13 protein-coding genes are annotated in these 12762 nt (G+C 62.5%); 9 read left to right on the plus strand and 4 right to left on the minus strand.

The annotated features are described in order from the left end of the window. Positions 1-11 precede the first annotated feature (11 nt). Positions 12-2306, minus strand: coding sequence for an ATP-binding protein (locus BRA42_RS00860; RefSeq protein ID WP_342770614.1), 2295 nt, complete (start codon positions 2304-2306; stop codon positions 12-14). Positions 2307-2793: 487 nt separating this feature from the next. Between BRA42_RS00860 and BRA42_RS00865 the strand changes: the two genes are divergently transcribed. From BRA42_RS00865 to BRA42_RS00900, 9 genes are all read left to right on the plus strand, one after another. Next, positions 2794-3252: a 30S ribosomal protein S15 gene (locus BRA42_RS00865; RefSeq protein WP_292409342.1), complete on the plus strand. Its 459-nt coding sequence runs from the start codon at positions 2794-2796 to the stop codon at positions 3250-3252. Between the two features lie 6 nt (positions 3253-3258). Then, on the plus strand, positions 3259-4476 hold the full coding sequence (locus BRA42_RS00870) for a DHHA1 domain-containing protein (protein ID WP_292409344.1): 1218 nt from the start codon (positions 3259-3261) through the stop codon (positions 4474-4476). Further along, positions 4473-4718: a KEOPS complex subunit Pcc1 gene (locus tag BRA42_RS00875; RefSeq protein WP_292409346.1), complete on the plus strand. Its 246-nt coding sequence runs from the start codon at positions 4473-4475 to the stop codon at positions 4716-4718. Before BRA42_RS00870 ends, BRA42_RS00875 begins: the two co-directional genes overlap by 4 nt. A gap of 38 nt (positions 4719-4756) precedes the next feature. Further along, on the plus strand, positions 4757-5350 hold the full coding sequence (locus tag BRA42_RS00880; RefSeq protein ID WP_292409348.1) for a 30S ribosomal protein S3ae: 594 nt from the start codon (positions 4757-4759) through the stop codon (positions 5348-5350). A gap of 115 nt (positions 5351-5465) precedes the next feature. Then, entirely contained in the window at positions 5466-5930 is a 465-nt protein-coding gene (locus BRA42_RS00885) for a hypothetical protein (protein WP_292409350.1), read from the plus strand. 169 nt (positions 5931-6099) lie between these two features. Next, positions 6100-6336, plus strand: a complete 237-nt coding sequence (locus BRA42_RS14460) for a hypothetical protein (protein ID WP_394339206.1) — start codon at positions 6100-6102, stop codon at positions 6334-6336. A gap of 15 nt (positions 6337-6351) precedes the next feature. Continuing rightward, complete coding sequence (locus BRA42_RS00890) at positions 6352-7203, plus strand: polymer-forming cytoskeletal protein (RefSeq protein ID WP_292409351.1); 852 nt, start codon at positions 6352-6354, stop codon at positions 7201-7203. Next, entirely contained in the window at positions 7200-8036 is an 837-nt protein-coding gene (locus BRA42_RS00895; protein WP_342770613.1) for a hypothetical protein, read from the plus strand. Before BRA42_RS00890 ends, BRA42_RS00895 begins: the two co-directional genes overlap by 4 nt. Before the next feature lie 132 nt (positions 8037-8168). Continuing rightward, positions 8169-9362, plus strand: coding sequence for an MFS transporter (locus tag BRA42_RS00900; protein WP_292409355.1), 1194 nt, complete (start codon positions 8169-8171; stop codon positions 9360-9362). 44 nt (positions 9363-9406) lie between these two features. On the opposite strand, the gene BRA42_RS00905 is transcribed toward BRA42_RS00900, so the two are convergent. The 3 genes from BRA42_RS00905 to BRA42_RS00915 are packed head-to-tail and all read right to left on the minus strand — an operon-like array spanning position 9407 to position 12721. Further along, positions 9407-11416 (minus strand): DEAD/DEAH box helicase, encoded by a 2010-nt coding sequence (locus tag BRA42_RS00905; RefSeq protein WP_292409357.1) that lies wholly within the window; start codon positions 11414-11416, stop codon positions 9407-9409. After that, positions 11413-12225, minus strand: a complete 813-nt coding sequence (locus BRA42_RS00910; RefSeq protein ID WP_292409359.1) for a MarR family transcriptional regulator — start codon at positions 12223-12225, stop codon at positions 11413-11415. Before BRA42_RS00910 ends, BRA42_RS00905 begins: the two co-directional genes overlap by 4 nt. After that, positions 12209-12721, minus strand: coding sequence for an ArsR family transcriptional regulator (locus BRA42_RS00915; protein ID WP_292409361.1), 513 nt, complete (start codon positions 12719-12721; stop codon positions 12209-12211). Before BRA42_RS00915 ends, BRA42_RS00910 begins: the two co-directional genes overlap by 17 nt. Positions 12722-12762: the final 41 nt, after the last annotated feature.

The following is a 12762-nucleotide window of genomic DNA, read 5'->3' on the forward strand; positions in this document are numbered from 1 at the left end:
ATATACATTGACTAAGGAGATGATAAATATTCGGCTCGTTTGTCCCCTGCCTCCGAAAGGCGGCGGCGCAGGGTGAACGTAACGGCGGCACCCTTTTCCGGCCGCCCGAAAATCCTGTCGCCTGCCCGGACGCTCCCCCCATACCGCTCCGTAAGCGTCCGGACGATGTAGAGGCCGAGGCCCTTCCCGCCTTTCTTCGTCTCTCCGCGCTGGTAGCGCCCAAAGAGACGCGGCTTCAGGTCATCGGGGATCCCGGGGCCGGTATCGGCCACCGTCACCGAGACCATACCCCCATCCTCCTTAACGCTGACGGTAACCTCGACCTCCGGCCCCCCGAACTTGACGGCGTTGCCAATCAGATTCACAAAGATCTCGGGCAGGAGGTCGTCGGCGAGGACCGTCGCGTCCGCTCCCTCGCAGGTGATGCAGGTATCGGAGTAATAGTTGCGGATCTCCCGGAGTACAGGCCCAAGCTGCACCGGCCGTAGTTCGACGGAACCGGCCTTGATCTTGCGGATCGTGGAGACGTTCCGGATGATGTCGTTGCTCTGGTAGATGGCTGCAAGCGACTTTTTGGCGGCCAGGACACCCGACTCGTCGGCGGCGGACTCAAGGAACATCTGCAGGTAGCCCATGGCTGCGGTGTTTGCGTTGTTGATATCGTGGGTGAGGATATCCACGTAGAGGTTGACCTCCCCCGTTGCTGCATTTGCTTCGTCGAGGTAGCGATTGGCGGACGCGAGCGCCCCCTCCAGGTCCTCCTGGAGCATCCCCATCACGACCGCGCTGCCGAGCTCTTCACCGATAGCAAGAAGGATCCGGCGCTCGCTCTCCGGGACGGTCTCCCGGGTCCTGCTCCCGACCGCAAACCACCCCACCGGGCCGTCATCACCGGGGATGGGCACCGCGACAAGAACCTTGACCAAGGAACCGGGATGCCGCGCCCGGATATCCTCGATACAACGCACATCGCCGGCCAGAACAAGGTCCCGGTAGAAGGGATCGTCCCGCCGCACCACCGCCGGCAGAATCCGGCCCTCCCCCTCCAGGACACGGAGAACCGCCGTATCGCTTCCGGGACGCATCAGATAGACCGCACCGTGATCGAACCCGAGCAAGGCGATAATTTTTGCCAGTGAGGCCTGCAGGAGATCATCCAGCCGGCGGGACGCGGTGGCAGCGGCGATGACCTCATTAACGATGGAGAGACGTCGATTCTCTTCCCGCATCGCCTCCTCCGCCCAACGCCGCTCGGTGATGTTCCGGATGACCAGAATCTGACGTTCCGGGGCGTCCCCGTCTCTCGCGAGGTAGGTGGCCGAGACCTCTGCAGGCCACTCGCTCCCGTCGATCCTGCAGAGCATGCACTCTCCGGGTGCGGGCATCTCCCCGCGCAGGGCCCGTTCCAGGTAAACCCGGGCGGCCTCTCGATACCTCGCGGCGACCAGGTCCAGAGGGTTTCTCCCGATCAGGTCCTCCCGCCCGGCTCCGCCGAAGAGCCCAATTGCCGCCTTGTTCGCCTCGACGACCTGTCTGCCCGGGTCGGTGAGGACGATCCCGACGTCAACGGTGTCGAGGATAACCCGGTACGTCGCCTCCGACCGGCGGAGCCGGTTCTCCATCCGTTTTTGCTCCGTCGTCCCGGTGACCACCGCGCAGCCAGCCTGCCGGCCGGGAAGGAGGTTCGCCGAGAGGATAACCGGGCAGGACGTCCCGTCCCGGCGGACGAGACTGCAATCAAGACCCTCGATCCCCGTCTGCTCAAGGGCTCCGGCGGAGCCGGGATACCCCGGCCAGACCTCGGACACCTCCAGGGGCGGAACGTCGCCGTCGGGATACCCGAGCATCCCGGCGCACCCCCGGTTCATCTCCTTAATCTTCCCGGTCACAGGCGAGAAGATAAAGACCCCCGCACCGGACGTCTCGAAGATCCCGCGGTATCGGCGCTCCCGTGTCTGCAGGCGGCCGGAGAGGTGCGAGACGACGGCGGCGACGACGAGGAACACCCCGGCGCGGAGGAGAGCGGATGCAACCTCAAACCAGCTCCCCGTTGTGAAGAGGAGCACTTCCGCGAGATAGCCGGCGGCAAGCACGCCGGCAAACGCAACGCCCCGGTCAGGATAAAGATAGGCTGCAAGGACTATCGGGATATAAAAGAAATGGGAGACAACGATGGGTAGCCCTGCAAAGAGAGAGTACCCCGTCGTACCGAACGCGAAAAGAGCCGAGGTAGCGATGATCCAGGAGAGAAGGTGCTCCCGGGCGAACGTACTCCCGGGCAGGTGGTCCGGCCGGCCCGCATCCATACATTAACAATCGCATTGAACCGCAATAAACCCCCATTGATCTGCTTTAGCCCGGAATCGTCCCAAAAACCCTTTGCCGGGGAGGGTGCCCGGTCGAAAGTCCGCGGGGTTTTCATGCTCCTTTCGGCCTCATCTGAGGGTGTGGAACGGATCAGGAACACCGTCAGTACAATCCCGAAAATGTTTTGAGTCCGCATTCCAGTTCAGTGACTTTCCCAAAAAAAACAGAGGTTCACGACGCGGCAACTCCAACCAGGGTGTATCAGGGGGCTCGCATGAGTTTTGGGACTCACGCACGGGAATCGGAGCCTTCACCCGATACCCTTAAGATACCGCCCGGAGAACATGATACAGCACCATATGTGCTGGCTATGGTAAGTCCGACGTGCTCCCGGAAGCACTGCCCGCAAGGGCTCGGGATTACAGAAATTAGTCAGTTAACGGCTCTTTTCTGGACTTACATAGTATATCTAACGGAGGTGTATAAATGGCAAGAATGTACGCTCGGCGTCGTGGAACCAGTAGTTCCGTCCGACCCTATCGGAAGGAAGCACCCGAGTGGTCCAATACGGACGTAACGGAGATCGAGAAGATCATTGTCGATCTCCGCAAAGACGGCATGTCAGCCAGCCAGATTGGCCTTGCATTGCGGGACCGGTACGCCGTCCCTGACGTCAAGCTCGCCACAGGCAAGCGTATAAACGAGATCCTCCACGAAAAGGGTCTTGAATCCGAGATCCCCGAAGACCTTCGGAACCTGATGCAGAAAGCGCTCAGGCTGAGGAAGCATCTCGCGGAGAACAGGAAGGACGTGCACAACACCCGGCAACTTCAGATCGCCGAATCCAAGGTACGCAGACTGGTCAAGTACTACGTCGGGTCCGGAAGGCTGCCGGAAGGCTGGACCTACAAACCGGAGACGGCAGAGATCCTGCTTTCCCGCTGATAACCCATGTCGCTTGAAGCTGCTGCTGCCGGCCTCGCCGACCACCTGCGCGAACAGGAGTTTGTGGAGGTGCTCGCACACCACGATGCGGATGGAATAGCCGCCGCATCCATCCTCTGCCACGCCATGTTCCGCGAGGGCGGGCGGTTCAGACTGAGGGTCCGCTCGGGCATCACCACGGCCGACATCCCGCGCGACAGCAGCGTGCTTCTCTGCGACTTAGGGTCAGCGCTCACGGACCTTCCCGGCGACGTGATGGTGGTGGACCACCACCTGCCCCACTTCGAGGGCGACTACCACGTCAACCCGCGTCTCGAAGGGATCGACGGCGACCGGAACCTCTCGGCGGCCGGCACGGCCTACATCGTCGCACAGCGCATGGGCGACAACCGCGACCTCGCGGGACTTGCGCTCCTCGGGATCATCGGCGACGGCCAGGAGATCGAGGGACCGAACCGGGATATCACAAGCGAAGGAATTGCAAACGGGTTCATAGCACCCCGCCGCGGCCTCCGCCTCCCGGGAAGGGGCCTCGTCGAGCAACTCGCGCTCGCCGTCAACCCGTACCTCGCCGGATTCTCGGGCGTTCCCGAAACGGCCAGGGCGCTGGTCGCACAGGTCACCGACGAGGACGACGTCGACTATGAGTCTCTCCTCTCCCGGGTTGTCCTTGCGGCCGCCCCGAACGCGTCGCTTCAAGCGCTCTGCGGGATCTGGGGCACCACCTACAGCCTCGGGCGGGAGGTGATCGACGAGGCCGTGAACCTCACCGCCGTCGTCGACGCCTGCGGCAAGTCAGGCCACGGGGATATCGGTGCATCGCTCTGTCTCCGCTCGACCCACGCGCTGGGGGAAGCCTGGGAGATCGCCGCCCGTCACCGGCAGGCGGTCATCGTCGGCATTCAGGGGGCGCGCCGTCTCGACGAGCACCGCGCCCTCTTCGAGGTGGACGATGGAACGGTGACGGGCGATGTCGCGGATGCGCTCGCAAACGACCTTGTCCAGACCGGCCCGGTCTTCGTCATCGGCAAGAACGCTGATCACTGCGTCGTATCGGCGCGCTGCCCTCCGGGCATCGACCTCGATCTCGAGCCGCTGATGGGGAGGATCGCGGAGGCCTGCGGCGGCCAGGGCGGCGGGCACCACCGACGAGCCGGCGCCCGGATCGGCGCCGACCAGGTGGACCGGTTCCGGCAGGAACTCCAGAAGGAGGTGCCGGCATGACCGGGATCGAGGGCGTCATCAAGACGCCGCACAGCCACCCCGAATGCGTGGCGGCAGCGCTCGAACCCGATAACCTCACCCTGATCCGGGCGTATCCGGTAAAGGGGGGGGTGCGGGCCGAGATCGACGGGACCAGACTCCGGTCGATCATCGCCTCGGTGGACGACTACCTCATGAATCTGGCGATAGCGGAGGACGTATGCACCTCCGCTTCCCGGAAGCAACGGAAAGGTTCGGAGTGAATTCTGGCTAAACAGAGAGAATAAAGAGAAGTGATACCATGGCAAAGAAGAAACAGGTTGGAAGAAGGCTGGAAGGCTGGAAGGCCAAGAAGTGGTACCGTGTCTACGTACCCGATGCCTTCGGCAAAGTTGAGATTGGCGACACCATCTCGGCCGACCCCGAAAACATGGTCGGCCGGATCATGACCGCAACGCTCGGCGAAGTCGTGCAGGACTACTCCAAGTCCCATATCAAGATGAGGTTTAAGATCAACAACGTGGCCGGCGACGCCGCATACACCGAGTTCGTCGGGCACGAGGTGACCCGGGACTACCTCCGGTCGATGGTCAAACGGCGGGCATCCCGCATCGACACCATCCACCCGATCATCAGCAAGGACGGCAAGCTCCTGCGGGTGACGGTCGTCTGCCTCACCCTCTCGAGGGCCGAGCAGAGCCAGGTCCACGCCGTGCGGCAGGCGATCTCACAGGCCCTCTCCGCCCGGGCGGCGGAGAGCGACTTTGAGACCCTGGTTAAGGATATCGTCTCCGGCGACATGGCCCGGGACGTCTTCAAGGTCGTCAAGACCATCTACCCGATCCGCCGGGTCGAGATCACCAAATCCAAACTGGAGCAGGTCGCGGCCGTATAAGGCCGACCGCTCCCCAATTTTTATCATTTTCCACTCTTTCCTTCGTGCCGGAGATCCGGCACGAAGGGTATATGCTCTATGACCGGCTATACACCGGGCGTAGAGGGGAGAGGTGATGTCGGCAAAAGAGCCGGACACGGGTGCACAGCGAGTAAAATCGGCCGTACTCGATCCGGGGCCCCCGGAAGACCGGCAGGCGATGACCCGGGGGATCATCAGGAGGCTGCTCGTCCAGTTTCACCGGGAGTGGACGGACCTCGAAGAAAAAGAGAATAACGCGACCTGGGTCCCCGCTGCAAACGCCCTGCTCGACCGGTATTCGCACCAGCTCTACGACATCATATGCGATGTCGGGGCAATCGTTGATGAAGACTTTGCCGTGGAGATCCGGTGCCTTTCGGCAGATATGATCAAAACGACCAACATTCTCATCATGGTCGGGCGCGGGGAGGAGTGCCGCAGGCGGGGCGACGCCATCGCGAAGGAGGTGCTCCACCACGCCGACCGATGCCCGGCACCTGTGCAGAAAGAAAAGAGGGCTCCGGAAACCCGGACCCTCCCTGCCCGCCGGGAAGAGTAATCAGACTCGCAATCTCACCTCTTCTTGATGATTGCTCGCAAGGCGTTATTTCTGGTACCGGACGGAGGGGATCTCCGACCGTCCCTGTGAAGCGCTGAACGGACTGACCCCCCGGCGCCGCAAAGACCCCGGTCCCCGACCGGATCGCCGCGGAGGGGGGTGCGGGATCATGGACTCCGTTGCTTCGGGGATACACCCGGGTTCCGATGCCTCCCACCTTGCCCTGCTCAGTCGAAAGATCACAGCGCCAACCAGGTGGCCGGTCGTCATCAGGGGCCCCGGAGTCAGGACGGACCGGTTCGACGAAGTTTCGTGCGTGGAGGGTGATCCACAGCGTATCCGCGGCGGCGATCTCATGCCGATCGTCCCGGATCTAATTAATAAGAGTCATAAGTATGGCGCATGAAGATATACCGTATAAATGGAACCGACAGGAGACCACGACTGGATAAAGGCCTGCACCCTCCCGGACCATACCGAGCTCCAGGAGAGGACACTCATGACCGGAGAGGACATCGTCATCGGCGACCGGTGCCGGATCGATTACGGCCTCTCGGGTAAAGACGTCGTGGTCAGTGAATTCAGCAAGATCAATGGAAACATCGTTGCAGCCGGCGATGCCCGGATAGACAACTGGTGTGAGATCGGCGGCGATGTTGTCGTGGAGGAGGACGCCTACCTCGGCGAGGGGGTGAAGATCCAGGGCAAACTGGTCGTCAAAGGCGACCTCGACATCGGTGACAACGTCCAGATCGAGCGCGGATTCGAGGCAAAGGGCTGGATCTCCATCCGTAACCCGATGCCGGTCATCATCTACATCATGATGTACCTGGTGGCCGTCCTCGGGATCGAGAAGGAAGAGGAACTGGACTCCGTCCTCCAGAAACTCTTCGGCGATGAGAAGGGAGCTCCCACCGAGACGCCGCTGATGATCCCGACCGGCGCCGTCCTCAATATGCAGACCTTTGCGGTCCCGGAGAAGATGGCCATCGGGTCTGGGTGCCGGCTGCACGGGAACATCCGTGCCGGGTCGATCACGGTCCGGGAGGAGACGACGATCTTCGGGAGCCTTCATGTGAAGGAAGGTGCAAGCATCGCGAGAGGGTCGGTCATCCACGGCGACGTGCAGGGTGGCGGCGACGTGACGATCGAGCAGGATGTACACATCCTCGGGAACGTCTCCTGCCAGCGCCTCACCCTGCACGAGGACGCCCGCGTGGACGGGGTCATCCGGGCACCGGGGGGCTTAAAAATCGAGAGGCGATCTGCATGAAGGTCGCAGATATCCTTGAGGTCGACGGGTGCCGGCTGGTTGAACCGTCGTTTGCAGAATTGACGATTGACTCCCATACGGCGCTGCTCTTCGAGACCGGGGCGGACGAAGCCCGCCTTCTGGTCGACGAGGAGGAGAAACCGCTTGCGCTTGCCCTCCACGACGACGAGGGCTGGCTGGCCGCCTCGTTCCTCTTTCGGGACCCGACGCTCGCCGCCATCGAATGTTTCGAGATGGTCGGCGGCGAGATCTACCAGGAAAGCCGGGAAGCGTGGCTCTCGGCGCTCCGCGAATATTACAGCAGGGAACTCTCGGCAACCGTCGCTCCCGCCCTCGAAGACCTGCGCCCCGACCGGGAAGGAAAGATCCGGGAACTCGTGACCGGGGTCTGGGGCGACCGTGCGGGGACCCTCTGTCTCGACTGCTGCTGTGGGTCGGGCGTCGGCACCGCAGCCCTCCGGGCGGGCGGAGTGCGGGCGCTTGCCTACGACAACGACCCGGAGCTTCTTGCGCTCGGTCTCGCGAAGGGCCGCCTTGTGCCGGAAGACACTATGTGCATCGACGCGCGGGAGGCGCCCCGTTACATCGCGCCGGCACCCCTCGGCGTCCTGTTCATGGCCGGGGAGATCTACTCCTACAACGCGGGCCTCTGGGAGGAAATAATCACCGGGCTCCTTACCCTCACCGATGAAACCCTGATCACCGTCGGCACACGGGCCGAGGCGGCGCGGGTAGAAGAGTGGTGCGCAGGAGAGGGCCGGGACGTCGAGGTCTTCGAAAACGCGCGCGACCCGCTCTACGACCGATGGTGCTGCGTCGCGCGGCGGACGTGATCCCAACCGACGACCGAGTTAACTATAGATAATATAGATAAGATATACTACCAACCGTTTCTCCCGCAACTGCGTAACGCCTGCCATAGACCAATCGTGCGGCCATGGACTCCCAACCCGGTGTAATCCCGAATGAATACCGCCAGACGAGTATATAACGTCTTATTCATCTCCGTCTTTGCCACCATGCTCGGGCTCGGTGTCGTCAGCCCGCTCCTCCCCATCTACGCGGAGAACCTCGGAGCGACCGGCATCTGGCTCGGCATCATCTTCTCGGCTTTCGCGCTCTCCCGGTCGGTCTTCATGCCCATCTTCGGGCGGCTATCGGACCGGCGGGGGAGGAAGCGGATCATCCTCATCGGCATGTTTGCCTATGCCGTCCTCTCGCTCACCTACCTCGTCGCGGGCAGCGCCTACTCCCTCACGGCCGTTCGCTTCGCCCACGGAATTGCATCGGCGATGGTCGTCCCGATTGCCATGGCCTACATCGCGGATTTCTCAGAAGCAGGCAGGGAAGGAAGCCAGATGGGGAACTTCTCCATCTCGATGTTCCTCGGCCTGGGGGCGGGACCGCTGCTTGGGGGATTCCTGAACGACGCGTTCGGTATGAACTCGGTCTTCTACGTCATGGCCGGTCTCTCGGCGTTCGCCACGCTCCTCGTCGCCATCTCCCTCCCGGAGGCCAGAACATCTCCGGCCGCACTCCCGAGCGTGGAACCCGCCCCGATGCGGGAGCTTCTCAGGCTGCCGGTCATGCGAGGAGTCCTGGTCTTCACCCTCATCAGCGCCCTCGGCCGTGGGGGTATCATGGTCTTCATCCCGGTCTTCGCCCCGTTCATCGCAATCAGCCCGTTCGAAGTGGGGATCGTCCTCTCCGTAAACACCTTCCTGATGGCGTTCCTCCAGGTGCCGGTAGGGAGGCTCACCGATACCGGGAACAAGGTCGCTCTGATCGTCGCGGGGTCGACCATAGCGTCGGTAGCACTCGCCGCAATCCCCTTCTGCAGGTCGCTTGGACCCCTGCTCGTGGTCACCGCCATCATGGGCGTCGGGGGTGCCGTCCAGCAGCCTTCCATCATGGCCCTGACGGTCGATGCAGGCCGGACCATCGGGATGGGGACCTCGATGGGCGCCTACAACACGGTCTTCGGGATCGGCATGATCGTCGCACCGCTGATAGGAGGCGTTTTCATGGACTACATCGGGATCGACGCCGTCTTTTACGTGGCCGGGGCGATAAGCCTCCTCGCAACGGCGGTTTTTGCCGTGATGATGCAGGGGTACGCCCGCAAAGGCGCCAGGGGAGAGGCACCCGGATCACGATAGGCCGCCGCACCCCGTCAACTTGAGAAAAAGACTTTTTTGCACCGTTACGGCGCTTCTTCCCCGGCACACTCGAGTTCCGCGATGACCTCGGCCGCGTCGTCCATCCGCCGGACCAGGTCCTTGATCTCGATCAGGCGTTCGGCGCCGATGAAGTGCTCGGCCATCACCCGGGCCATATCGGAGAGTTCGATGCGGCCGGCCCGCCGTCGGACCAGGCCGTAGTCGAGAAGGGTGGGGAGTGCGGGCTCCAGGGTCCCGACCATCGAACGGTTCATGCGGATGACCTGCTGTTCGTCGCCGCCCGAGACCACGGCGTTCGCGACGAACTCCTCCGTGCTCTGCTCCATGTCGTACTCGGGAGCGACCTCCTCCATATCGCCCCGCAGGAGGCCGACGGCAACCTCTTCTTCGGTCTTCCCGGACGTCCGGGAATACGACCCGCCGGGTTCCGCGAGGATGACCACCCGGCCGAGGTCGTGGAAGTCCGGCCGGCCGGCCCGGCCCATCATCTGGTAAAACTCCTGGACGGTAAGCCACTTGATGCCCATGGCAAGAGCGTCGAAGATCACCTGGGATGCCGGGAAATCGACGCCGGCGGCAAGCGCCGCCGTAGTCACGACGGCGGCGATCTCGCCGTTCGCGAATCGGCGCTCCACGTCCCGGCGCTCCTGGGCGGTCAGCCCCGCATGGTATGGGGCAGCCTTCTTCCCGAGAGCATCGGCAATGACGTGACAGCGGGCCCGGGAGTTGGTGAAGATGATCGTCTGACCCCGATAGCCCTTCGACGACCGCACCTTGTACTCCTCGGCGACCATCTGTTTGATGAACCCGATCTTCTTTGACCGCTCCAAGAAGTAGAGATACCGCTCGAGCGGGACGGGGCGGGCCGCGTAGCGAACCAGGTTCGCCTGGAGTTTCTCCGCAAGCAGCCCGGGGAACCCGATTGTGGCCGAGAGGTAGAGGAACTGCGCCTCGGGGGCGACGTGTTTGAGCCGGGCGATCAGCCCGTCGAGACGGTGGCCCCGCTCGGGGTCCTCAAGCATCTGGACCTCGTCGATGACGACGGTCCCGATGTCCTTCAACGACCTTCCTGTCCGGAGAGCGTGATCGATCCCCTCGTAGGTTCCCACCACGACGGGAGCGTTGACGTCCCGGTCCCCTGCCGGGCGGGTCTCGGGGAGGTTGAGGCGGCTCACCCCAACCTGGAGAGTGACTCGGACAAGGTGACCGTAACGGTCGCGGAACCGCTGGTATTTCTGGTTCGCAAGCGCGACCAGCGGGACCAGAAAGAGCATTCGCCCCCGCCCTTCGAGGAAGTTCTTCATCCCGGCCATCTCCCCGATGAAGGTCTTGCCGCTCGCGGTGGCGGATACGACGAGGAGGTGCTGCCCTTCGAGGAGCCCGTTCTGGACGGCGAGCTGCTGGACGGGCATGAGGTAGTCGACACCGGCGGCCTGCGTGAACGCAGGAGGGAGCGCCAGATCGGTGATATGAGCCGTCTTCTGGACCTCGTGCGCTTCGAGCCGGTCAAAGAGGGCCCGCGACCGGTCGGGACGGTCGGGTCCCACCGACGCGAGAACCCGGTCGAGGTCGCGGACCTGGACGAGGAGTTTTTCAAGGTGCATGAGCACCGAGCCGCCGAACCTGCCGATATAGCCGAGTTCCCGGCGCATCTCACGCTTTGCGCAGTCCATGCAGATCCACTCCCCGCCGTATCGGACGCCGGTCGCCGGATCGACGGGTACAAAACGGTCTTCGAGCTGGCAGAACCGGCAGATGTTGATCCGCGACGAGGGGATCTGAAGGTCGGCAAGGAAGGATTCGAATTCCGGGCTCTTCGCCGCGAGGTGCACCGAAGACCGGCGCAGCAACGTGATCAGGTCCCGGGTCGGGATGGGCTTGAGTTGTTTGCCCCGCCTGCGCATCTTGAAGTTCTTGGGCCGACGGCCTTTCGGGGTTTCGGTCAGGTCGACGAACCCGGAACTATCGACGCGGCCGCCTTCGACAAACAGCAGTTTGTACGTGCCTTTCTGGGGCTGGACGATAACCTTCATGGTGCGATCAGGTCATGGATCGTGTAGGCGAGCCCCACGGTCTCCAGTCGCTTGAGAAAATCGGTAAATTCCTCATCGACGATGAGGATGGCGCATTCCTGCCCGTGGAACGCCGCCTCGATGACGCCCTCCCGGGAGCCGAAGAACATATCCGGCTCGATACCGGCTTTTTTGAGGGCGACGTAGGACTCGAGCCCGACGGCGGCCACCATTTCTACGCCCTGGACCACGTCTCTGAGCAGGTCCGTCCGGACCTGCCGGGACCCGCCGCGCTCTACCCGCGGCACCTTACAGACATGAATGAGCCCTTCCTCGTGCTCGATGATGCCGTTTAACTGGGCGACGCCGAGGTCCTCGCCGGGCTCTGCGTCCATGGTCGCCCTGCCGGTAGCGCTCTGCTCCACATCTTTCGTCGCGTAAAGCCACCCGTCCTGCATGAAGACGCCGACCGTATCCCCCTTCCGGATCTCTTCCCGGGCGACAGCCGTCCAGACCGCGACCTGCTGGATGACGTCCCGATTGACGTGGCGGGCATAGGCCTCAAGCGCCTCGGCGTGCCGCAGGGTCCACTCGATCCCGCTCTTCGTCACCTCATACCGGCCCCGGCCGTGAGCGGCGACCAGCCCTTCGTCCACCAGCTCCCGGATGTACTCGGAGACGGCCTGCGGGGTCACGCCGAGTTTCTCGGCGATCTCCTGCTGGCGGACAGCCGGCTGATGTTCGGCGATCTCCACCAGGATCTGGAACCGGGTGGCCTCCCGCTTGCTGCGCAGGATGATGTACAGGGGATCGTCAGTGTAGTCGGTCAAGCAGCACCATTCCCTGTCCTTTCACATCGAGACCGGGAATCCTCTTCGCCAACCCCTTGATGAAGGTCGGACTGACCCCGTATTTCCGGGAGATATCGCCGATCGAAGTGGTTCCGGCCGCAATCTCCTGCTCGACCGAATCCACAATTGCCCTGAGGCCCTCGTCGTTTGAGACGGCTATATGCAACAGGTCTCCGATATCGCCCATGGAACACTGAAAACTTGCCCTGAATTTGCTGTATGTCGCCCGGTATTCCTTCGTCGGCTTCTCCCCGGGCTTGGGCATCCGCCACTGCTCTTCGACCAAGTTGCCCTTGCGGAGGATGGAAAGACACTCGGTCACCATCGAGGGATCCGAATACGCCCTAAGCTCCTCCTCCGTCAGCCAGGCCTTATTTAAGAGCTCGTAGATCCGTTTATAATCGGCATTATTGAACGTTATAAGAAGAGGAACCAGTTCCACTGGATCGTTAAGAATTTTAATATGTCCCGTCACTGCGATACCCTATTATTATATTGTTGTGTAACTCCATAAAT

The organism is Methanoculleus sp. UBA374 (assembly GCA_002508705.1).
Lineage (GTDB): Archaea > Halobacteriota > Methanomicrobia > Methanomicrobiales > Methanoculleaceae > Methanoculleus > Methanoculleus palmolei.